We start from the raw sequence: 22,349 nt of genomic DNA on the forward strand, positions 1-22,349 counted from the left end.
GAGGCGCACAACAGCGTCCGTCCGAATTTCATTTTCATATTGGCCCTCTTATTCTTCTTTCGATGTGCCGCAGTTGCGGATGATTTGAATTGGAGCTTACGCGTTTCGCGTTCTGCCACACTCGTCGTCGTCCTCCAACCCAGTAGACATTAGCCAGCGCCTGAGCCTCGTTACTTTTTAGCATAAGGATTCTCGCCTTTTCTGAGGCTGAAGCGTATCGGCACACCAGGCAAGTCGAACGTTTCCCGCAGCGAGTTCGTAAGGTACTTGACGTAGGATTTCGGCAACGCTTCGGCGCGCTGGCAGAACGCGACGAACGTCGGCGGCCGGGTCGATGGCTGTGTTACGTAACGGATCTTGATGCGCCGGCCCGCGGCAGCCGGTGGAGAATGCCGGCTCAGAGCCTCTTCAAGCCAGCGATTGAGCTGCGGCGTCGACACGCGCCGGTTCCAAATCGCGTAGGTTTTCGTGATCGCCGACATCAGTTGGTCGAGACCCGTCTCCGAGCGCGCCGAAATTGCGACGACCGGAACATTCGGCACCTGCGCCAGACTTTCGGCAACGGTCTTCTTCAATTCGCGAAGAACTTTCTGCTTTTCCGGAATCAAATCCCACTTGTTGATTGCAACGACGAGGGCACGTCCTTCCTCCGTGATCCTGTGTCCTATCGTCAGGTCCTGGTGCTCGAACGGGCGTTCCGCGTCGATCAGCAATACGACGACCTCGGCAAAGCGGATGGCGCGTACCGCATCGCTTGCCGAAAGCTTCTCCGCCGTCTCCGTGATCTTCGCCTTACGCCGCAGTCCTGCCGTGTCGAACAGCAGTATCGACTGGCCCTTGTAATCGAGCGCGCTCGCGATGCTATCCCGCGTCAGCCCCGGTTCCGGCCCGGTAATCATCCGCTCTTCGCCAAGTAAGGCGTTGACGAGCGTCGACTTGCCGGCATTGGGACGCCCGACGATCGCAACGCGTATCGGTCTTGGCGTATCCGACGAAGGCGGCGTTTCATCTTCCCCGGATTGCGGGTCGCCATCCCGTCGCTTCTTGATCGTGGCCGGGATTTTAAGGCCAAGCGCTGCAACGACATCCGATGCAAGATCACCGATTCCTTCGCCATGCTCGGCGGAAATTGCAATCGGCGCACCAAGCCCCAACGAGAAAGCTTCCAGAATGCCTTCCGTCCCCTGACGGCCCTCGGCCTTATTGGCGACGAGGACGACAGGCTTGCCCGACTGGCGCGCAATACGCGCGAAGGCAGTGTCAGCCGCCGTTATGCCAGCACGTGCATCGATCACGAACAGCACGAGATCGGCAGCGGCAATCGCTTGCTCGGTCTGCTTGCGCATGCGATCGGCGATCGAGCCCTGGCGCGCTTCTTCGAGGCCCGCGGTGTCGATCAGCCGAAGCTCAGCCCCGAAAAGGTCGGCAGTCCCTTCGCGACGGTCGCGCGTCAGACCCGGCAAATCGGAGACGAGCGCCGTTCGCGTACCCGTGAGCCGGTTGAAAAGGGTCGATTTACCGACATTCGGGCGGCCAACGATGGCGACCAAAGGAGGATGTGCTTGCAACGTCAAAGGAATGGCCGTCGAACGATTGAATTGCGGTAAGACCGCCCTGCCGGGAGGGCGATACGCGCGTCTCTAGCTCAATTCCTAGTTGAGAGCGATCAGTTTTGCGGAGTCGGTCAATACGAACATATGCCCCTGCGCCACGATCGGCGGAATGAAGGCCGCTTCACCGAGGTTCATCTGGTTCCCAAGCTTGCCCGTCATGGCGTCGACGCCGACAACCTGGCCTGCATCGGACACTAACCAGAGCGTTCCTTGCGCCAGCACGGGCCCCGCCCAGGATTTGGCCTTGGGCAATTTCATCGTCCATCGAGTCTTGCCGCTCGACCGCGCAAGCGCCAGCACGCGGCCCTCCGTATCGACGACGTAAATCGTATCGCCCGCCACGCACGGCGGCTGCGAGCTCGGGATGGTTAATGACCACAGGCGTTCACCGTTCTTCGCTTGCGCTGCAATCATCCTGCCGGCGTGACCGACGGCGAACACCACTCCGTTGTCGATTGCGGGTCTCGCCGCATCGCTCATCGATGCGATCTGCGACGTCTGCCGCGTCCGGGCGAGGTTTTCGGTCCAGACGGCGCTACCGTCAGATGTCTTATAGGCAATGATATCGCCCGACGGAAACGGCACGACGACCATGTCTCCCTCGACGGCAGGGCTTGTCGATGTCATCAAGCTCGCGGTTTGCGGCAAGCCTCGCGCCGACCAGATTTCCGACCCGTCGATGCCGCTGAAACAATAGAAGCGTCCGTCCATCGTTATGACGTAAAGGCGATCACCCGCGGCGGTCGGTGCTGCGCGCACCGGCACGTCGACATTCTTCATCCAGATCGTCTTGCCGCTTTGCGGATCGAGGGCGGCGACGACACCGTAGCCATTGGCGACATAAAGGCGGCCATTCTCGGCCGCGAGTCCGCCACCGTATCCGCCGAGCCCTACTTCGCCCTCTGGTTTCGTCGAGACCGAGAAGACCTTGCTGCCCGAGAGCGAAAAGGCCGAAAGGTTCGCAGCCGCATCAAGCGTGTAGATGCGGCCCCCGTAGATAATCGGACTTGCCGTTACGCGACCCGTCTTGGACGACCCTTCTCCAACGCTTGCGCTCCACATCTGATGAAGCGCACCGGCTAGAGCCAAATTGCCGGTGACGTTATTGGGCTCGCCGCCAGGTTGGGGCCAATCGTCGTTGGTGTGGACCGGGGGAAGTGCGATCGGCTTATCCGCATCGGCAAGATTGTCCGACAGGCTTTCGGTCGTCTCGATGACCGGAATTCGCCGGCCCGGCAGCGGTGTTTGCTTTTCCTTGAACGGGTTGAGCTCCGAAATTTTCGGCAACGTCGGGCCTTGCCCCGCGCACCCTGCAAGCAGAGAAGCCGCAACAAAGACAGCCAGCAACGGCAATGCGCAAAGGCGCCTGTCGCTTCTCCCCCTCTTCAAGCCGCTTTCTCCTCTCCCGTCATACGCCCCCGTTGCACTACGGCTTTTTGGTCGTATCTGCCGCAGTCCCCTTTGCCTGCCCGGTCGTCGTCTTGGCATCGGCTTCGGCCGGCTTCTCGCCGGTTTTCGCCTCGGGCGCCGAATCCTTCGCGGGCGCGGCGGCCGCCGGCTTGGTCTTGCTTGCCACTTCCGACGACGCGATGTCCGCCATCACCACCTTTACGCGAGCCTGGAGCCCTTGGGGGGCTTTGGGATCGACGAGCAATGGTTCGAGATAGTTACGCGCCTCGTCGTATTTCTTGGCCTTGAATGCCGCGAGGCCGAGGAGTTCGCGCGCGCTTTTATCGAACGGAGCATCATCGCCGAGCAGAGGTTTCAAACGATTCTGGATTTCCGCATAGTCCGCATCCGACAGCCGAAGCGACGCAGCCTGAAGTTGTGCATAGCTTCTCAACAGGTTGTCCGCGCGCGTATCCTTTGCCAGGGAGTCGAATGTCGCGACGGCATCGGCGGTTTTCCCGGCCTTGGCCTGAGCGCCTGCGAGCTGCAGCTTTGCGAGAGCCGCATAACCGGCGGGGCCACTATCCGCGATCTTTTTGAAGGCTGCCTCCGCCTCCGTTTTTTTCTTATCGTCGCTGAGGTTCTCGGCAGCCGCGAATGTTGCCCCAGCCTGCTCTTCCGCTGCGACCCGGCGCGTTTCCCAATATTTGTAACCGGCGACACTCAGAATAATCAGAGCCGCGGCGGCAACAATCAGGCCGTTGTACTTCTGCCAGATCTTCTCCATCTGCTCGCGGCGGATTTCCTCCTGTACCTCGCGCAGCAGACTGTCGTGTTCATCGGCCATCGTATGTCCCTAAGCTCCCGGCGGCTTCAACATTGTGACGCGGGCCAGACCACCGGTCGATCCCACTTGGCGGGCATAGATAGCGAAGCAGCCGCCGGGGGCAAGCCCTGCGGGCAAATTCGGCGACATTGGCCAACAGTTCCCTGCCGTGGAACCTGCTAAGTGCTCGGAGTCTTCGGCTTTTTCGTGGCTCTTTGAGGCGACGGCTGCCTCTCGGCCTCATCCGTCTTAAGCGAATAGGTGTGCTCAGGCCCCGGGAACGTCCGGGCACGAACCTCATCGGCGTAGGCTCCAATAGCCCGATCGATCGCCGCCCCGATAGCTCCGAACTTCTTAACGAATTTGGGCACGCTTGGAGACAGCCCGAGCATATCCTCCATCACGAGGATCTGGCCGTCGCATCCGGGAGACGCACCAATGCCGATAGTTGGAACGGGGATCGCCTTGGTAATCCGCTCGGCCAATGGCGCCGTCAACGCTTCAAGAACGACGGCAAACGCCCCGGCTTCGGCGACAAGGCGGGCGTCTTCTTCTATCGCATGCCACTGATCAACTGTGCGCCCTTGGGTTTTGAATCCACCAAGGACATTGACGGACTGAGGCGTCAGCCCGATGTGCGCCATGACGGGAATGCCGCGATCGACGAGATAGCGCACGGTTTCGGCCATTCGCCGTCCGCCTTCGAGTTTGACGGCGCCGCAGTCGGTTTCCTTCATCACCCGTGCCGCATTACGAAACGCAATTGGGGGGCTTTCTTCATAAGTGCCAAACGGCATATCGACGACGACAAGGGCTTTGTTCGACCCTCTGACGACCGCGCGGCCATGCATGATCATCAAATCGAGCGGTACAGGCACAGTCGACTCGTAGCCGTGCATCACCATGCCCAGGCTGTCGCCGACCAATAGAAAATCGCAATGGTTATCCGCAATCGCGGCAGTGTGCGCGTGGTAGGACGTCAACGCCACGATAGGCTCGCCGCCCTTCCTGGCCGCAATGTCGGGCGCCATCAGCCGGCGGCGCTTAAAATGGATGGACATCGTTCTCCGATCGTTTCTCGCATCCGTTTTCCGAATGCACAGCGATGCCGCTTCAATGTAAGCGACACCATATTGAATGGAGTTTAGTGAACTCCCGGCGATGCCGCCAGCGCACACGCCGGTGAAAGTCTAGCAGATTGCTGAATTTAACCACAGCCTATGCACAACAAACCAATTCCACGTCAAAAACGTGGAGTTGGTGCAACAGATTAGATCTCGTTTGTATCCGCGGGGTTCGACCCGCATTGCGGTGACCGAACGTCGTCTTATAACCGAACATAGGGCACCACCGATGTCATCACGTTGAGATTTGGCACATTGGCGGATGCGGGTTCGTTCAGCGTCGGGTGATCGCGTGCGTCGCTTGGGCAAACATTCAAGGCCAAGGACACTCCGCTACGTAGCGGCTTTTGCGGCTGCTTTCGCGCTCGCAGTTGCTCCTGCCGCGAGCGCCAAGCCAAAATCATCGCGCTCCAGCACTCCGATTACCGCACCGAAACCGGATTCTCCCCTTATTCTCGTCGTTTCGATAAAAAAGCAGCGTGTGCGCGTCTTCGACGCCGACGGGCAGATCGCGATATCGCGCATATCGAGCGGCAGGCCGGGATTTTCGACACCAACGGGTGTGTTCACCATCCTGGAAAAAAACGTTACGCATCGGAGCAACATCTATTCCGGCGCCAGCATGCCGTTCATGGAACGCGTGACATGGTCAGGCATCGCACTTCATGCCGGCGTCGTTCCCGGGTTTCGCGCGTCGCACGGTTGCGTCAGGCTTCCCTACAGCTTCGCGCGGCGGCTGTATGGGCTTACGAAGATCGGCAACCGCGTTGTGATCGCATACGACGATCCGACCCCGGTCGCGTTCACCAGTCCAAAGCTCTTCAAGCCCCTGCCGCTCGACGATGCGACCGCGCTCAAAATGGGGTCGGAAAAGCGTTCCCGCGTTGCCGTCAACGACAAGGTCGACGGACCGACCAGCGATGCGCTTGAAGAACTGCCGCTTTTGATCGGCATTTCCCCTGCGCTTGCACGCGCGGTGGCCGACATGCCGCGCGATCCGCAGCGGCGTCCGACGACGCGCGCCGAAGCCGATCAGATACTGCACGACAAGCTCGCGAGCCTGCAGGCGGCTCTCAAAACGGCCCAGGCAGACGTAACTTCGGCGCAGACGAGAAACGATGAAGCAAACAAAGACTTCGCGACTGCCAAGGACAAACTGCAAAGTGCAGAAAAGGGCATTGAGCCGCTGCGCGCCGCCGTTAAATCGGTCGAGTCAAAACAGCAGCAGGCCATCCGCGCGTTCGAAGAATATATGAAGGCGACGGCGGCTGCGGACACCAAACCGGAAGTCTCGCCCGAGCGTGAAATCGCACTCGAGAATGCTGTCCTCGACGCGACGCGCGCCGCTGATGCTTCGCGCAAGGACGCCGCCATAAGCGAACTGAACTTCGCCGAAGTCCAAGCTCGTTATTCGGCGGCAAAAGCCGCGCGCGATGCGGCGGCGGATGCCGTTCGGGATGCGCAGACAAATGTGTTATCCGCCCAACGTGCCCTCGCAGACGCCAACAAGGAGGCTCGTCTCCGCTCAAAGCCGATTTCGGTGTTCGTCAGCTTGCGCGCACAGCGTATCTATGTTCGCCAGGGCTTCGAGCCGGTACTCGAAGCCCCCATCGCGATCAATGCCATGCCTGGTCCGGTCGGCACGCACGTGTTTACCGCGATGCGCTACGCGGCCAATCCGAATACATTCGACTGGCGTTTAACCAGCGCGCAAACGCCCTCGCCGAGCAGGGCGTTTCTGGACGAATTGCGCAAACGACAGGGCCGTGACGCGTCCTCCGGTTCCGAACCGATAAACGTACGCATGGCCCAAGCGGCTCTGAGCACGTTCACGATTCCCGACGACATTCTCGCAATGATCACGGAGCGTGCACGGCCTGGCGCATCGCTCATCGTTTCCGATCGCGAGCTGCCGCAGAACGAAAACGGCAGCGGCACGGAGTTCGTGGTTCTCACGAAGTGACAATCGGGGCACATTGCTTCGAATTCAGCCGAAAAGCCGACGGTTATAAGCTCAGCCATTCGTTGACATCGTCCGGTACCCAACTATACCGGCCCAGATCAACGGCGACGGGTACGCTTTGTGAAAAAACATACCGCCAGCACGCTCGCGACGTGGGCGATCTTCCTCTGCTCCGGCGTCTTGGCCGTCTTGCTTGTGCGTGGAATGGCGAACCGCGTTGCGCCGTGGACTTTTGTGGTCGACGTTCCGAAAGCGCCTGTCCGCGGCAGTCTGAAGCTGACGAGCGAAGTTATCACGCCCCCCGGCGAAAAGGATTTCGTCCACGGACCGTCAATCATCGAGACGCCAACAGGCTTACTCGCATTCTGGTATCGCGCCGTCTACGAAGGCGCCAACAATGCCGAACTCGTATCGGCACGCTTTGACGGCACAAACTGGTCACCGACAAAGGTCGTCACAAACAGCAGGACCGTCACGCGAGACGCCGGGCTTGCGATTAAGTCTCTCGCTAATCCGGTTCCGTTCCGGCGGTCGCCGACTGAAATCTGGCTGTTCTTCGCTGCGTCTCGGCTCAGTGGTTGGGCGACATGTGAAATCATGTTGATGCGCAGCCATGACAATGGCCAGACGTGGGGGCCCGCGGAGAGGCTCTACGCATCTCCCTTTCTCAACATGTCGCATCTGACGAAGGCATTGCCGATCCGCCTTTCCGGCGATCGCATCGCGCTTCCGGCCTATCACGAGATGGACACCAAATACCCCGTGATGTTCATTCTCAACAAAGACGGTCGCATCATTGACCGGCGCCGCATGGGTAACGGCGGGGAAGTCGGCTATCAGCCCGCGATTGTTCCGACCGGCCCGAAGACGGCGATCGCTTTCGTTCGACGATTAAAAAATGGGCGACCACAGCGCATCCTCATTTCGCGCACGAACGACGCAGGGCTGACGTGGACTATTCCCGCGCCGACCGAGCTTCCTAATCCCGGAGGCCCAATCGCCGCGATCCGCTATGACGACACTCGGATTCTCCTCGCTTTCAACGATGATCCCGATGACGAGCGCAACGTCAAACTTGCTTTCGCCAATCTCGACGGCAGTGTGCTGCGCCGGATCGGGACGCTCGCTCAAAAACAGGAGCAGATTGCCGGAGACGAAGTCGCCTACCCGTTCCTCGTCGAGTCGGAGCCGGGACAGTTCGACGTCGTCTTTTCACGCCCACGCAAATCCATCGAGCACGTTCGCGTATCGAGCGCCTGGGTCGAGCATAATTCTCAAATTTCGGCGGCCCCGAAATGACGGCAAGCGTCAACTATCTCCTCGATCGGTCAAGCGCCGCGCTGCTGATCTTTATTGCGGCAGCGGCATTAAGCTGTGTTCTACGCCTCAGTCCTTCGAAGCGCATTGGCATTGGCATTGGCCTTGCGGCTATTGTCGCGGCCACACTTATTCCGATCTCGACCCGCTCGGGATTCGAATGGATCGTGTCGGCGATCGAACGTCCCTCGGCACCCGGACTATTGTTGCTGGCGGTCTATGCGTTCAGCGCGATAACGGGACGAACATTTGGCCGAAGCGCCGAATACCGGTTTGGTACCGCCATGCTCGTGATCGCGGGGATATTGCTTTATCCCGGAGCCGTCGGTTTCCTGAACTATGATCCGTACGTTCTGGGCTATAGCGGATATCTGCTGCCTGCCGCGCTCGTCATCCTACTTGCGTACGCGCTGTACAGACGGTTTTATTTCATCGTTGCGGCGCTCGACATCGGCATTCTTGGCTTCCTGCTCGGCGCCGGGAGGAGTCTCAACCTCTGGGACTACGTCATCGATCCGGTTGCCTGGGCACTCGCCGCCGGCGCGTGGATCGCGATCTTTGGTGGCTGGCTTATTCGCAAGTTGAGATCAGGCGTCACAGCCCCCGCCGTTGCGTGACGGCCGCTCTAGAGCGGCGAGACGCCTATCAACCATTGATGCCCGCCAAACAGAAGCACAGCGTAGAGTGCAATCCCAAGGCCGATGACGACGACGTCGTTCATCGGCCCCGGAGGCATCAGAGCAGCACCATGTGACGCCGCAGCGCCACGCCGTTTGATCGAGATACGATCGTAGACCGCGAAGGCGAGGAATGATCCGAAAAGCAAAAGCGCACCGAGATCGCCATTCGCGATAAGATGAGCAAACGCCCAGATCTTGATCGCAGCCAGCATCGGGTGCCGAGCCGCCGTCCGGATGCGCGAGGGGATTACAGCGGCAACCAGCAAAATCATTGCAGGCAACATCAGCGCGATCGCGATATGCCGGCTCCAAATAGGCGGCTGCCACAGAACAGGATTCTTTCCGGGGTGAAGTTGCAGCTTATGATAGCCAAGAATGATGATAATGAGCCCCGCGATCGACAGCAGCGAGAAGATCACCCGATAGGGGACGGCTCCGATCCGCTCTTTCAGCCCGTCGCGTAGTTCCGGTGACGTCGGCAGCAGGTGAATGCCGAGAAACAAGATCAGACCGACGATCAGTACCATCATGATAAGAGTCCTCCCCGCATTGCGGCCCTATAACACCAATCGATTGACGGCGGCAGCCCGAGCATGCCGTTTTACGGCAAATAACCCTTGTTGAGATCGTGTGCCTGTCGCGAAAGCACGGCGCCCTGCGCATTCTCGTGGACCGCCGTCCATGCGAGGTGTGTCCCCGCCTCCTCTGAGGAATTGGAACGCAGCTCTATTGCGATCTGCTCGCGCGCTTTGACTTGTACAGGCCTCGTCAGCGGAAAATAAAGTTGCTCCCAGTGTGTTCGCGGCGACGCGGGGGCCGTTGACAACGAAACGCCCGCAACAAGCTCCGCTGTCCACCACACAGCGAAGCCGAAAACGGTGGCTGGCTTTGCGACGCGCCATTCGGCGCGCCCCTTTCGTTTCGCGCGCGTCTCGCGCCTCAGATCGACTGCGTCCCACGCCACGGCGCTTGCTCCATCGTCAAGCAACTCCGAGGGCTGAACAAGCCGGACATAGGCGTTGTTCAGCGTCATCATTTGTGCCGGACCGAGATCAAGCCCGTGTCCGATACGTCCCCAAGCGCGTAGCTCGTCATCGATCCGTGCCGAGACGACGGGCGAAACATATTGGGCAATCTGCGAAGGGACGATCGCGCCGCCGGGCTTTAAAAACCGGCTGCGCGCATCGGCAAGTGTGCCGATGATGTTTTCTTCCAGTGCATAGTTCCCGAGCGTTTCAGAAACAATGACGTCCGCTGAGAGCCGATCGTCGAACTCGGTCGAGTGGCAAGGAATGAGGTGACAGTTCTTGGCTCTGTTCGCTTTCAGAACCTGGGCGGCAACGCCTGCCACCTCGGCCGTTTCGAAAAGAAAGACTTCTTTCGCTCCAAGCTTCGAAGCCATCAGTCCAAGGAGGCCCGTTCCCGCGCCGATATCGGCAACCATCGTTTTGCCCGGCACGATCAGCGATTTTAGAGCGCGAAAAAACGCATCGTTGCGAACCTCGTCCGCAATCAGCGTGCGATGATATTCAATGCGCATGGTCAGAGCTTCAGATGTGGTCCGCGGACCTGATAGAGCATAAGCGCGGTAGCTATTGCGAGGTTGAGAGAGTCGAGCTTTCCGGCCATCGGTATTTTGACGAGCTTGCTGCACGCGGCTGCGGCGCTGCTGGACAGACCCGGGCCTTCGCTGCCCATGACGATCAATTGCGGACCGCGATAGTCCTCGCCACGAAAATCATCACGCGCGGTGAGGTGCGTTCCGATCACGTCGCCCGGCCAGTCCCTCGCGAGTTGAAGAAACGTTGCGTGATTCATCTTTGCTATTGGAACGGCGAAGATCGATCCCATGGTTGCGCGGATCGCTTCGAGTGCGTAGGGATCGCACGTCGTACCGACAAGTATGATACCCCCGCATCCGACCGCATCGGCCGTGCGGATGATCGTGCCGAGATTGCCGGGATCGCGAATTTCTTCGAGCGCGAGCCATGTCTCGTTCGCTGGGACTTCATTCGGTCTCGGAGGCGCTATGAAACGCTGCTTGAAAACGCCGAGGACTGTCTGCGGATTGTCTTTCGACGCAAGCTTCGCGAGAACGGCTTCGGAAACTTCGAGCACCTCGGCGCCGGATTTGAGTGCGTGCGTTACCAGTCCGCGCGCGATGCCACTTGCTGCCGCGCCCGCCTGATACACAAGCGTCTCGGGAACGAAACCGTTGTCACGCGCCGTTACGAGAAGCGATGTCCCTTCCGCAACGAACAAGCCCGTTTCCTTGCGCATCTTGCGCATTTCGAGCGCACGGATCGCCTTGACGCGATCGTTGGTCAGGCTGGTGATCGGCTTCGGCGCATTCATGCCCGTTGGCTCCAGCGCACGAACAACGATGTCGGCACCATGTGCCCGCTCGACGAACGGATCGCCAATTCGCCGCACTCGAATTGGCCGCGTGTGTCATTGAGCGTCTGCTGCAACAGCTGATCAAAAGCGAGCGCGGACGCGCGAATGGCATAGACGGTCAACACCATCGCGGCATGTGACGGCGCCAACAGCTTGGCGGCGTCGCTCAGCAGACTCGGCAAATTCTTGAAAAGATCCCAGACTTCGCCGTCGGGACCACGCCCGAACTTCGGCGGATCGACGAGGATGACATGATAGGTTTTGCCGCGTCTGACGTCGCGCGCCACGAACTTGGCGGCGTCGTCGAGAAGCCAGCGAATCTTCACTCCATCAAGCTTCGACGCCGCCTGATTTTCCTTTCCCCACTGGATTGCCTTTTTAGACGCGTCGACGTGGGTCACCTCGGCGCCGGCCTTGGCGGCCAGCAGCGACGCTGCCCCCGTGTAGCCGAAAAGATTGAGCACGCGCGGCCGTTCACCTTTGATGGCTGCGAGGCGCGACAACATCCAGTCCCAGTGCGGAGCCTGCTCGGGAAACAATCCAAGATGCCAAAGCCCGGCGAGCTTGCAGAGCATGGTGACGCTCTCGGTCGTCGCTTCCTTTCTCTCAGAGAGCGGTATCCGCACCGGCCACGCGTCAGGCACGTGTTTGTCGACGCGCCACTTGCCTTTCTCTTCATCCTCACCCGATGCCGAGAAAACAGCGTGTGCCTTACGCCACTCATTTTTCGGCAGTTGCGGCTGCCACAGCGCCTGCGGCTCCGGCCGATCGACGAGAATTTCGCCAAAACGTTCGAGCTTCCGTCCACCGCCGGCGTCGAGCAAGGCGTAGTCGGGAAAGCCGTCGGAGGTGATGAGTTGCAGCCTGTCGGGGGGCATCAGCGAAAAGAAAGTCCAGAGGATAGGTCACGTCTCACGCGGCTTAGCACGAAAGCAGGGAAATGGGAGGCGTCAGGGCTTACGGGGGCCCCGTTTGCTTCGGCTTCCAACGCGTGACCCTCAGGCCACACCGACGAAAAATGCGAAATCTTGCCACCGTACCTGCTCAAACGCAGGGTATTCAAAGAGATAAGTGTGCGTGACAGGCATGCGGGAGCGAGCGAGTCTATGCGAATTCATCATTATATCGCGGGCGCGGCGTTTGCAGCAGCGATTGCCGTTTCCGGCGGAGCTTTGGCGTTCGAAACGACGTCATTGGGCGGCACGAATCCCGACGGGTCGGCTCAATTCCAGGACCCCGACGAGAAGCCTCTGAGCGGCCCTCTCGGAGGGCTGCAATTCGGCGTGACCTCCAGCGGCGGCAACAATAGCTCAGACGACGATACGGGGCGCCCGCCTTGGGAAATAAAGCCGCCACCGGCGCGCAGCAGCTTTACGGGAGCGCCGTTGAGCGGTCCCTCCTGGTTCCGCGCAGGTCAATAATCGATCCCTAGGTAAACAGCCGAATGTCCGCCGCATTTACGTCGTGCGGCGATTGCGCGACTTTGGCATCAGCGCAAATGTGCCTATCTGTGAGCTGAATTCTTGGTGCAATCATCCGTTGCGCATCGAAAGGATCTCCATGCCTCTCCTCAGAATCGACCTCTACAAGGGCCGCACCGCTGCGGAAAAGAAGACGCTGCTCGATGCGTTGCATCGTGCCATGCTCGCGGCGTTCAAGGTTCCGGAGCGCGACCGCTATCAGATCGTGCACGAGCACGACCCCGCGACGATGATCATGGAGGACACAGGCCTAAACATCCCGCGTACCGAGAAATTCGTATGTATCCAGGTCACGACGCGCCCGCGGACGCGAGAGCAGAAAGAGCAATTCTATCGGCTGACCGTAGAAGAACTTCAAAAGAGCTGCGGCATTGCGCCAACCGATGTGATGATGAACATGGTGACGTGCACGGACGAAGATTGGTCATTCGGACTTGGCCGCGCGCAGTTCCTGACCGGCGAGCTATAACGCGCCGGTCAACCGCGGCGCTCTAATCGATATCGTCGACGACAACTTGCTCGCCGCCGCCCTTCAGCCGCTGCGATAAGGCCGCTTCTATGAAGGGATCGATATCCCCATCGAGAACCTCGTCTGGGTTCGTCGACTGCGCGCCCGTGCGCAAATCCTTCACGAGCTGATAGGGCTGCAGCACGTATGACCGGATCTGGTGACCCCATCCGATGTCGGTCTTGGCTGCCTGCTCTGCGGTCGCTTTCGCCTCCCGCTTCTTGAGCTCCAAGTCGTAAAGCCGCGCCTTCAGACGCTTGAGCGCGATGTCCTTGTTTTGGTGCTGCGACCGCTGTTCCTGCGCAAAAATGACGATACCCGACGGCTTGTGCACGAGGCGCACTGCGGATTCGGTCCGGTTCACGTGCTGGCCGCCGGCGCCAGACGACCGCGCAAACGAAATGTCAATGTCGGACGGATTGATATCGATTTCGATCGTATCGTCGATGACGGGATAGACCGTTACCGATGCGAAACTCGTATGGCGGCGCGCATTCGAGTCGAATGGCGAGATCCGCACCAGACGGTGGACGCCTGCTTCCGTCTTCAGCCAGCCGTAAGCATTCTCGCCGTCGATCTCGAATGTCGCGGATTTGATGCCCGCCTCTTCGCCGGCGCTTTCGTCAACGAGCTTGACCTTGTAGCCGCGACGCTCTCCCCAGCGCGCATACATGCGCGCGAGCATCGACGCCCAATCCTGGCTTTCGGTGCCGCCGGCGCCGGCGTGGACTTCGATATAAGTGCTCATGGCGTCGGCTTCACCCGACAGCATCGCTTCGACCGAACGCAGATGCGCCTCCCTGTCGATGCGCTGCAGGGCTGCTTCGCCTTCGGCAATGCTTGCCTCGTCCTTCTCGGCTTCGCCGAGCTCGATGAGGGTCAAAGCGTCTTCATAGTCACGTTGCAGGCGTTTGAATTCGGATACCGCGCGATCAAGCGATTGGCGCTGGCGCATCACCTTCTGGGCGTTTTTTGCATCACTCCAGAGGCTTGGATCTTCGGCCTTCGCGTTCAGCGAAGCGAGACGATCTTCCGCCGTGTCCCAGTCAAAGAGACCTCCTCAGGAGGGCGATCGCCTCCTGGATGTCGTCGGATATTTTTTGCGCTTCTGCGCGCATGAAGCCTCCGGAACCCGTGTGGTTCAATGTGATGGAGCGATACAAATCAGAGGTCGAAGGTAATAGTCAGCCGTGGCCAGCCTGTAAATGTGTGCCGGGGCGGCGCGGCAATGCGCGCGGCTTACCAGAAGCCATTCGGTGCAAGTCCGCCGTCGGTGCGCTCCGGTGGCGGAGGCGGCGGTCGAGGTATCGCGGCTTGCGCCGGCGGAGCGCCTGCCGCCGTCGCGTCGGCTGTCGTGTTCGCAAACCCAATCATCGAGTAGCCGTCGTCCGGCTCCTCGTCAGGCTTGAACGCTTCCATAATGGTATTGGTATCGTCAGCGGAGGCGCGCAATCCTGTCTTGAGATCGACGCGAACGAACTTGATACCGGGCGGTACGCGGAATGGCTCTGGCGGGGAGTCACCGAGCGCGTTTTTAACGAACTCGCCGAAGATCGGTGCCGCCAGCATGCCGCCGGTGCTGCCATGCCCCATGGGCTTTGGCGTATCGTAGCCCATGTACACGCCGACAACCAGGTTCGGCGTATAACCGATGAACCACGCATCTTTTTCCTTGTTCGTCGTGCCGGTTTTGCCTGCGATGGGACGGTTGAGAGATCTTAAAACCTTGCCCGTACCGCGTTGCACGACGCCTTCAAGGATAGAGGTGATTTGATAGGCCGTACGCGGATCGATAATCTGTCGACGATCGTCGATCAGTTGCGGTTCGGCCTGATGCGCCCAATGGTCGGCGGTGCAGCCCATGCACTGGCGTTCGTCGTGACGCCAGATCGTGCGGCCATAGCGATCTTGAATGCGATCGATGAGAGTCGCCTTCACTTCCTTGCCGCCGTTCGCGAGCATACAGTAGCCGGTGGCCATGCGAAGCAGTGTCGTTTCGCCCGCGCCCAACGACATCGACAGGACCGGCAGCATATCATCGTAGATACCGAACCGCTTCGCGTATTCGATGATGAGGGGCATGCCGAGATCTTGAGCCAGCCGCACCGTCATCTGGTTGCGCGAATGCTCGATGCCGAAACGCAACGTCTCGGGGCCTGTTACGTCCTTTTCGTCGTAGTTTTCCGGCTTCCAAATATCCTGGCCCGGCCCCTGATCGATCTCTATCGGCGCATCCAGAATGATCGATGTCGGTTTGTAGCCGTTGTCGATTGCGGCTGCGTAGACGAATGGCTTGAACGACGAGCCCGGCTGCCGCTTCGCCTGGATAACGCGATCGAATTGGCTGAGGTCGTAAGAGAACCCGCCGACGATCGCCAGCACACGTCCGGTGTTGGGGTCCATAGCGATCAGGCCGCCACCGATCTTCGGGATCTGCATCAGCGACCAGGCACCTTGGATATTATTCGGATCCTTCGGCGCGACGTAGACAACGTCACCCGGTTTTACGATATCGGCCGTCGATTTGACGTTGATCCTTTTGCCGTGCTGGTAGGCCGCCCACTTCATCTCGTCGAGGGAGACTTCAACGGCCTCGCGGTCCTTGGCGAGCGTCGAATCCTGCTGACGCGCCGGCTTAAACCCGATGATGGCCTTCGTCTTCTGCGCTTCCAGGACCACGCCCAAGCGCCACGGTTTAATATCGGCGGGGCTATGTATCTTGCCGAGCGCGACACCCCAATCGCCGCTGATATCGATTTTTGCAACCGGACCGCGCCAGCCCCGTTTGCGATCAAACTTGACGAGACCGTCTATCAGAGCCGTCGTTGCAAGCTGCTGCAGATGCGGGTCGAGCGTGGTCCGAACGGACAATCCGCCACCATATAGTTTTTCTTCGCCATATTTGGCGAGCAGCGTTCGGCGGACCTCTTCAGCGAAGAATTCGGCTGTCGATATGCGTGCACCGGTTGGACGTATATTGACGACGAGCGGTTTCTTCTTGGCCGCTTCGGCTTCTTCCTCGGTGATATAGCCGTTTTCGGCCATCTGGCCGATGATCCAATTCCGCCGTTCGACTGCGCGCGCTTTTTGACGGAACGGATTGTAATTGTTGGGACCCTTCGGAAGCGCCGCAAGATATGCCGCTTCCTCGATCGTAAGGTCGTTCAGTTCTTTATTGAAATACGTAAGCGCCGCCGCACCGACGCCGTAGGAATTCATGCCGAGATATATCTCGTTGAGATACAGTTCGAGGATCTTGTCCTTCGAATATGCACTCTCGATACGAACGGCGAGGATTGCCTCCTTGATTTTGCGCTGGATCGAACGCTCGTTGGTCAACAGGAAGTTTTTCGCCACCTGCTGCGTGATCGTCGAAGCGCCTTGTGTGCGCTTGTTGGAGCCATGGAGCTTGGCTTCGGCGGCAGCGAAGACCGCGCGGAGAATGCCCTGGAAATCGACCCCGCCGTGTTCGTAGAAGCGCCGGTCTTCCGCCGACAGGAAAGCCCCGATAACCCGCTTCGGAACAGCATTGATCGGCACAAAAATGCGGCGCTCGCGCGCGAACTCGGCAATCAAGGAGCCGTCATGCGCGTGAATGCGCGTCATGACGGGCGGTTCGTATTTCGACAAGCTTTCATAATCCGGCAGGTCCCGCGACGCCTGCCACACAAGAAATCCGGCAACGGCCGATCCCGCAATAAAGAGCAGCACGCCCGTCGCAAAGCTGAAGCCAAGAAAGCTCAGCAGCAGGCTCTTGCGCCGCTTTTTCCGTCTTCTGGGCGCCGCAGGCGGCGGCAGCGTTGGCGCGCGCATCAAATGGCAGATTCCGTCAGTCTATCGCTGGCTTACGCTTTGCGGATGGTGAGCCAGCCTACGTTTATTTCCGCGGCGCAGCAAAAACAACCCGGATGGGCGAACAATAGCGTTGAATGTGGCAGCACGTCGTCGATAACCCACCTCAAAGTCATGGTTGCGCGACTGTTCGCTTGTTGAAGTAGGTTTGCACAGCCGAGGCAATTGCCGCCGCCACCTTCGATTGCCAGGCAACAGTCATCATTTCCTGCTCTTCCTTGACGTTGCTCATATATCCAAGTTCGATCAACACGGACGGCGCGTGTGTCTGCTTCAACACCTTGAAAGCAGCCGATTTCCTGGGGATTCGGGCGAGTGTGATCGCTGGACGTAGCTTGTTGATCAGCACGTGCGAGAAATCGGAGGAAAAATTCGAGGTTTCCCGCTTCAGCAGGTCGATGAGAATATTCTTCACCTCTTCGCTTCCGTTTTCGTCGACGGAATTGACGCCGGCGATGAGATCGGAAGCGTTTTCCTTCTCGGCCATGATGCGCGCCTGTTCGTCGGATGCTTTGCTCGAAAGCGTATAGATCGTCGCACCGCGGATCGAATCACCCAGCATTTTCCCTTCGATGGAATCGGCGTGCAGCGAAATGAACAGGTCGGCGTTGTTGTCGGCTGAATACTTGAGACGCTTATCGAGCGAGACAAATACGTCGTCGGTGCGGGTCATCTTGACCACGTAGCGGTGTGTCTTCTTAAGAGCTTCCTTGAGTTGCAGAGCAACCGCGAGGACGATCGATTTTTCGGCGACATTATTGGCGCCGATGGCGCCCGGATCGATGCCCCCGTGTCCGGGATCGATGACGACGACCGGCTTGGCGTGGTCCTTGTGCTTGCGGTCAGCTTTCTCCGGCGGTGCAGTGCTTGGCGGAATGTCGGCAGGCGAGGCGGATGCGAGCGTCGCCCCGGTGCCTGCGCCGAAGGCACCCGCATCCATCGGGGTCAGCACGATGGCCAACTTCAAGGCGCGGCTCCCCGGCACTCGTGTCATGCCGGCCGATGCTATGCGGACCGGGCCGCTCGTATCGAGAACGACGCGCGCTTTATGTTCTGCAAAAAGCCCGTAGCGAAACGCTGATATGATCCCCTTTCCCGTTTTCCCGGCCGCTGGGTCCAATCGAAACGTGAGGTCGGGGAGGTCGAGGATCACACGGTATGGATGCGCCAGCGTGTAGACCTCCGCCGTAAGCCCTTTGCTGAGCGTCAGTTCGAAGGTCGTGGACTTGCCGGTATCGAGGATACGGACCGCTGTAGCTTCCGCGCCGGGCGACGAGCGGGCCAGACATGGCTCGGTTAGGATAAGAGCCAGACCGATGAGGAGCAGCGGCTGCCCCAGCCGGTTCCACAAACGTTCTGCAAGCCCCCGCATGCCCCCCGACGCCTCGCCGCCCCAAACGCTCGACCCAATGGAAAGGCGTTAAGGCTTTGTTTTCAGAGATGATATAAGTCTTAGCCCATTATCGGGGCCATATCCCAGACCTTGTTTTATATTACTTGCCAGCCTGAGAGTGACCTCGTAGACTTTCACTATATTCGGTGGCGCTGAAGACACACCTTTTTTAGGTGGACTCGGTAAGCGCTTGCGTATCCTGGTCGGCCTGCTGCAGAGCAAAAGCTCCGCTTTCACAGGTAATCAGAGCGCACGGATCGCATCTGCCCGGAGCGTGCACACGGGAGTATCAGCATCGCTCGGGAAAATGCGCTTTGGCGGCTGGTCTCCGGCGACCGCGTGTCAAAGATTAAGACTTTGTGCCGGCCGACCCGGCCCATTCTTGGGTACTGCACAGGCCGCCGGGCGGCCATTCGATCCAACGCGACGCGTATGCGTTGCAGAACCCTTTTCCCGGTGACCGCTTGGCTTCGTCGAGCGTGCAGCCGGGCACTACACGACAGGCCATGACGACAACTCGCACCATCCCCAGGACCGTCGCCCGGACTAATGGCCGGACGGCATGCTTGGCCGTTCCGGTGAGCCGCACACGCGCCGCCGGAGCCAGAATGCTGCAGAAAGCGCCCCGGCCCATTTCCACTTCCACACACTTTCCCAACTCAACGCGCCGCCAAAGAAATCTCGCAATTGCCGCCGCTTTTCGCGGCCGAGGATGCGAGCCGCTTCGGCGCGCCAAGGAATACAATCGATGTCAAATACAAAAATGCTTATCGACGCCACGCACCCGGAGGAAACTCGGGTCGTGGTCCAACGCAACGGCCGGGTAGAGGAGTTCGATTTCGAGAGCGCCGCGCGCAAACTCCTTCGGGGCAACATTTATCTCGCGAAGGTGACCCGTGTAGAACCGTCGTTACAGGCGGCTTTTGTGGACTACGGCGGCAATCGGCACGGCTTTCTCGCCTTCAACGAAATCCACCCGGATTACTACCAGATCCCTGTCGCCGACAGGCAGGCGCTGCTTGACGAGGAGGCGGCAGCGGAAGCCGAACTTGAGGCGGCCGCCGATCGGCGCGCCGAAGCCTTGGCACGGCGCAATTCCGAGCGCAGCGCCCGCACGGACGACACGCGCCCCGAGTCCGCCAGTGACGATTTCGGCGACGTTGGGCAAGCCGACGAAACGGTTGAATCCTCGCACATCGTCGACGTCGAAGAAGACGAGCACATTGAGGAGATCGGCGGCGACGAAGACGGCGAGGAACCCGTCAAGGTCATGGCCTCCGCCGTGCGCCGCACGTCGAGCGAGATCCGGACGGAAACCGCTCCAGAGTCCGAAGCCGACGCGCCGGTGGCAAATAACGATGCGGATTCGGCGGACGTAGCGACGGCCGCGGCAAATGACGACGCTAGCGGAGATGAAGACCAGCCGTCCGAAGAGCAATGGCAGCAAGGCGACGATGTCACCGCCGAAACGCCTGACGAGACTGCTGACGGCGACGGCCCGGACCACCATCTCGAAGATCATCGCGATCACGATCAAAATCATCACCGCGAGGCGCAGGATGACGATCCCGAGGAAACAAGCTCCGTTCGAGAGCTTCGCGAGGGCCCGCGTCCGCGTCAGCGCCGCCGTCCACGCAGCTATAAAATCCAGGAAGTCATCAAACGGCGCCAGATCATTCTCGTCCAGGTCGTAAAGGAGGAGCGAGGCAACAAAGGCGCTGCGCTGACGACGTATCTGTCGCTTGCCGGCCGTTATACCGTTTTGATGCCGAACACGGCGCGTGGCGGCGGCATCTCACGCAAGATCACGAACCCGCAGGATCGTCGCAGACTCAAGGCCATCGCACAGGAGCTTGAGGTTCCTGAAGGAATGGGGCTCATCATCCGAACGGCAGGCGCGGCGCGGACGAAACAAGAGATCAAACGCGATTTCGAATACTTGCTCAGATTATGGGAAAGCGTCCGCGAACTGACGCTGCAATCGACGGCGCCAAGCCTGGTCTATGAGGAAGGCGACCTGGTCAAGCGTTCAATCCGCGATCTCTATAACAAGGACGTCGAAGAAATCGTCGTCGCGGGCGAAGCGGGGCATCAGGAAGCCGCCGACTTCATGAAAATGCTGATGCCGAGCCACGCGAAGAACGTCGTGGCTTATCGCGACCCGACACCACTCTTTACGCGCTATGGTGTCGAGCGTCAGCTCAACGCGATGTTCCAGCCGCAGGTGACGCTGCGATCGGGCGGTTACATCGTCATCAATCAGACGGAAGCCCTCGTTGCGATCGACGTGAACTCAGGAAAGTCGACGCGAGAATTTTCCATCGAAGAGACCGCGCTTGCGACAAACCTCGAAGCGGCAGACGAAATCGCTCGTCAATTGAAGTTGCGCGACCTTGCCGGTCTGATCGTCATCGACTTCATCGACATGGAGGAGAAGCGCAACAATCGCGCCGTTGAGCGTCGCCTTAAGGACGCGTTGAGGTTTGACCGCGCGCGCATCCAGCTTGGCCGAATTTCGCATTTCGGCCTGATGGAAATGTCGCGTCAGCGGCTCAGGACGGGGGTGTTGGAGGGATCGACATCCCAATGCCCGCACTGTCAAGGTACCGGCATTATCCGCTCGACGGAGAGCATCGCACTCGCTGTGCTGCGCGGCATCGAAGATGTCATCACGGCTGGCGCAAACGGGCCTTTGATTGCGACGACCACGCCCGCAGTTGCGCTTTACGTTCTCAATAGCAAGCGGCCTTACATCGCCGACATGGAAGCGCGCCACGGTTACACGATCACCGTGCTTGGCAGCGATCGCATGCAAGGCGCGAACTTCACGGTCGAACGTGGAGCACCGTCGGCCCTCCCCGTTCGCCGTGCCGAACGAGCAGCAGTCAACATGGACTGGGGCTTCGACGGCGACGCTGAGACAGGTATTGATGCGTCCGAAGCCGAAACGGCTATCGAAATCGTCGACGAAGGCGAAACCTTTGCCCCGCAAGACCGCAATGGTCAGCGCGGAGACGGAGACGAAGGCTCGGGCCGCCGCGGCGGACGCCGGCGCAGGCGTCGCGGACGGGGCGCGCGCGGCGACGATCGCGAACACGCCGCATCCGAACAGCGTGACGAAGACGCAAGCACCGGCGGCGACGTTGGCCTGCAGGACGACGAAGATGCGGGCGGCGCTATCATTGCGGGCACCGGTGATCAGCCTTCTGTCGACGACGAAGATCGAGACGGGCATGCCGCAGCTAACGGCTCGGATGAAAAACCGAATAAGAGACGACGTCGCGGCCGGCGCGGCGGGCGACGCGGACGCGAGCGCGGACGCGATGATGCTGCAGAAGCATCAACCGGCGCGGAAGATGCCGCCGCTTCCGATGCCGTGCAGCCGGACTTTGATGAAGATGAGCGGAACGACATGTCCGAGGCTGCAACAGATGAGATCCAAGCCGCCGGGGACCTGAATACCGAGGACGACAAGACACCTCCGGCGACGCCGGTCAGGCGTTCGCGCCGTGTTTGGGACGTTCCGTCAGCGGCAAACGGCGACGACAATGTACGGGCATCGGAGCAGCCGGCTCGGTTGGAGACGGCAAGCCCAGCGGCGGAAGAGCCAGTTGTAGAAGAACCAGCTGCACGTTCGGCGCCGGTTCGTCGCCGTCATGAAGTCGGATCGAGCGAGCCTCGCATCGAGCGCGTCGTTGTCGGTCCCGGCGAGCAGAGCGCGGCAACCGAAACGGCTCCCGCGCCCCAACGCAAGGGTTGGTGGCAGCGAAAATTTGGCGGTGAATAACCGGTTCAGTTTCGATTTC

17 protein-coding genes are annotated in these 22,349 nt (G+C 59.8%); 6 read left to right on the plus strand and 11 right to left on the minus strand.

The annotated features are described in order from the left end of the window. Window positions 1-170: 170 nt before the first annotated feature. The 4 genes from der to panB all read right to left on the minus strand — a co-directional run bounded on the left by der (window position 171) and on the right by panB (window position 4,889). Entirely contained in the window at window positions 171-1,574 is a 1,404-nt protein-coding gene (der, locus tag VHB22_RS03920) for a ribosome biogenesis GTPase Der (RefSeq protein WP_325455648.1), read from the minus strand. Between the two features lie 78 nt (window positions 1,575-1,652). Next, entirely contained in the window at window positions 1,653-2,900 is a 1,248-nt protein-coding gene (locus VHB22_RS03925; RefSeq protein ID WP_325455649.1) for a PQQ-binding-like beta-propeller repeat protein, read from the minus strand. A gap of 139 nt (window positions 2,901-3,039) precedes the next feature. Then, on the minus strand, window positions 3,040-3,849 hold the full coding sequence (locus VHB22_RS03930; protein WP_325455650.1) for a tetratricopeptide repeat protein: 810 nt from the start codon (window positions 3,847-3,849) through the stop codon (window positions 3,040-3,042). A 158-nt stretch (window positions 3,850-4,007) separates the two neighbouring features. After that, window positions 4,008-4,889 (minus strand): 3-methyl-2-oxobutanoate hydroxymethyltransferase, encoded by an 882-nt coding sequence (gene panB, locus VHB22_RS03935; RefSeq protein ID WP_325455651.1) that lies wholly within the window; start codon window positions 4,887-4,889, stop codon window positions 4,008-4,010. A 355-nt stretch (window positions 4,890-5,244) separates the two neighbouring features. Here panB and VHB22_RS03940 point away from each other — a divergent pair, with 355 nt between their 5' ends. From VHB22_RS03940 to VHB22_RS03950, 3 genes are all read left to right on the plus strand, one after another. Continuing rightward, window positions 5,245-6,915: a L,D-transpeptidase family protein gene (locus tag VHB22_RS03940; RefSeq protein WP_325455652.1), complete on the plus strand. Its 1,671-nt coding sequence runs from the start codon at window positions 5,245-5,247 to the stop codon at window positions 6,913-6,915. 120 nt (window positions 6,916-7,035) lie between these two features. Beyond that, a complete protein-coding gene (locus tag VHB22_RS03945; protein ID WP_325455653.1) occupies window positions 7,036-8,214 on the plus strand; it encodes a sialidase family protein in 1,179 nt (392 codons plus the stop codon). Continuing rightward, entirely contained in the window at window positions 8,211-8,849 is a 639-nt protein-coding gene (locus VHB22_RS03950) for a hypothetical protein (protein WP_325455654.1), read from the plus strand. Before VHB22_RS03945 ends, VHB22_RS03950 begins: the two co-directional genes overlap by 4 nt. Before the next feature lie 8 nt (window positions 8,850-8,857). Here the strand turns inward: VHB22_RS03950 and VHB22_RS03955 are convergent, their stop codons facing one another. The 4 genes from VHB22_RS03955 to VHB22_RS03970 form a co-directional block, all read right to left on the minus strand. Then, window positions 8,858-9,442 carry an NnrU family protein gene (locus tag VHB22_RS03955; protein ID WP_325455655.1) on the minus strand — a complete coding sequence of 195 codons (585 nt, stop codon included), beginning with the start codon at window positions 9,440-9,442 and terminating at the stop codon, window positions 8,858-8,860. A gap of 71 nt (window positions 9,443-9,513) precedes the next feature. Continuing rightward, the gene (locus VHB22_RS03960; RefSeq protein WP_325455656.1) at window positions 9,514-10,452 is read right to left on the minus strand and encodes a 50S ribosomal protein L11 methyltransferase; all 939 of its coding nucleotides are present in this window, start codon (window positions 10,450-10,452) and stop codon (window positions 9,514-9,516) included. A 2-nt stretch (window positions 10,453-10,454) separates the two neighbouring features. Beyond that, a complete protein-coding gene (locus tag VHB22_RS03965) occupies window positions 10,455-11,267 on the minus strand; it encodes an RNA methyltransferase (protein ID WP_325455657.1) in 813 nt (270 codons plus the stop codon). Then, window positions 11,264-12,187 (minus strand): class I SAM-dependent methyltransferase, encoded by a 924-nt coding sequence (locus tag VHB22_RS03970; protein WP_325455658.1) that lies wholly within the window; start codon window positions 12,185-12,187, stop codon window positions 11,264-11,266. The genes VHB22_RS03965 and VHB22_RS03970 overlap by 4 nt, the downstream gene beginning before the upstream one ends. A 228-nt stretch (window positions 12,188-12,415) precedes the next feature. Here VHB22_RS03970 and VHB22_RS03975 point away from each other — a divergent pair, with 228 nt between their 5' ends. Together VHB22_RS03975 and VHB22_RS03980 are read left to right on the plus strand one after the other, a co-directional pair. After that, the gene (locus VHB22_RS03975; RefSeq protein WP_325455659.1) at window positions 12,416-12,730 is read left to right on the plus strand and encodes a hypothetical protein; all 315 of its coding nucleotides are present in this window, start codon (window positions 12,416-12,418) and stop codon (window positions 12,728-12,730) included. Between the two features lie 139 nt (window positions 12,731-12,869). Then, the gene (locus VHB22_RS03980) at window positions 12,870-13,259 is read left to right on the plus strand and encodes a tautomerase family protein (RefSeq protein ID WP_325455660.1); all 390 of its coding nucleotides are present in this window, start codon (window positions 12,870-12,872) and stop codon (window positions 13,257-13,259) included. Between the two features lie 22 nt (window positions 13,260-13,281). Here the strand turns inward: VHB22_RS03980 and prfB are convergent. From prfB to VHB22_RS03995, 3 genes are all read right to left on the minus strand, one after another. Beyond that, window positions 13,282-14,416 (minus strand): peptide chain release factor 2 gene (prfB, locus tag VHB22_RS03985; protein ID WP_325455661.1). Its coding sequence is split into 2 segments (ribosomal slippage): window positions 13,282-14,346 and window positions 14,348-14,416, totalling 1,134 coding nucleotides; the frame shifts between segments, so codons are not numbered across the junction. Window positions 14,417-14,537: 121 nt separating this feature from the next. Then, complete coding sequence (locus VHB22_RS03990; protein WP_325455662.1) at window positions 14,538-17,111, minus strand: penicillin-binding protein 1A; 2,574 nt, start codon at window positions 17,109-17,111, stop codon at window positions 14,538-14,540. A gap of 151 nt (window positions 17,112-17,262) precedes the next feature. Continuing rightward, complete coding sequence (locus VHB22_RS03995; RefSeq protein ID WP_325455663.1) at window positions 17,263-18,522, minus strand: N-acetylmuramoyl-L-alanine amidase; 1,260 nt, start codon at window positions 18,520-18,522, stop codon at window positions 17,263-17,265. A gap of 769 nt (window positions 18,523-19,291) precedes the next feature. On the opposite strand from VHB22_RS03995, the gene VHB22_RS04000 reads away from it, so the two are divergent. Then, window positions 19,292-22,330, plus strand: coding sequence for an Rne/Rng family ribonuclease (locus VHB22_RS04000; RefSeq protein WP_325455664.1), 3,039 nt, complete (start codon window positions 19,292-19,294; stop codon window positions 22,328-22,330). Window positions 22,331-22,349: the final 19 nt, after the last annotated feature.

It is taken from the genome of Hyphomicrobium sp., assembly GCF_035548195.1.
GTDB lineage: Bacteria > Pseudomonadota > Alphaproteobacteria > Rhizobiales > Hyphomicrobiaceae > Hyphomicrobium_B.

Excerpts from the sequence above, each read along its gene's own strand:
- VHB22_RS03930 (WP_325455650.1), bottom strand. The coding sequence starts at position 3,849 with ATGGCCGATGAACACGACAGTCTGCTGCGCGAGGTACAGGAGGAAATC.
- panB (WP_325455651.1), bottom strand. The coding sequence starts at position 4,889 with ATGTCCATCCATTTTAAGCGCCGCCGGCTGATGGCGCCCGACATTGCG.
- VHB22_RS03950 (WP_325455654.1), top strand. The coding sequence starts at position 8,211 with ATGACGGCAAGCGTCAACTATCTCCTCGATCGGTCAAGCGCCGCGCTG.
- VHB22_RS03955 (WP_325455655.1), bottom strand. The coding sequence starts at position 9,442 with ATGATGGTACTGATCGTCGGTCTGATCTTGTTTCTCGGCATTCACCTG.
- VHB22_RS03960 (WP_325455656.1), bottom strand. The coding sequence starts at position 10,452 with ATGCGCATTGAATATCATCGCACGCTGATTGCGGACGAGGTTCGCAAC.
- VHB22_RS03965 (WP_325455657.1), bottom strand. The coding sequence starts at position 11,267 with ATGAATGCGCCGAAGCCGATCACCAGCCTGACCAACGATCGCGTCAAG.
- VHB22_RS03970 (WP_325455658.1), bottom strand. The coding sequence starts at position 12,187 with ATGCCCCCCGACAGGCTGCAACTCATCACCTCCGACGGCTTTCCCGAC.
- VHB22_RS03975 (WP_325455659.1), top strand. The coding sequence starts at position 12,416 with ATGCGAATTCATCATTATATCGCGGGCGCGGCGTTTGCAGCAGCGATT.
- VHB22_RS03980 (WP_325455660.1), top strand. The coding sequence starts at position 12,870 with ATGCCTCTCCTCAGAATCGACCTCTACAAGGGCCGCACCGCTGCGGAA.
- VHB22_RS03990 (WP_325455662.1), bottom strand. The coding sequence starts at position 17,111 with ATGCGCGCGCCAACGCTGCCGCCGCCTGCGGCGCCCAGAAGACGGAAA.
- VHB22_RS03995 (WP_325455663.1), bottom strand. The coding sequence starts at position 18,522 with ATGCGGGGGCTTGCAGAACGTTTGTGGAACCGGCTGGGGCAGCCGCTG.
- VHB22_RS04000 (WP_325455664.1), top strand. The coding sequence starts at position 19,292 with ATGTCAAATACAAAAATGCTTATCGACGCCACGCACCCGGAGGAAACT.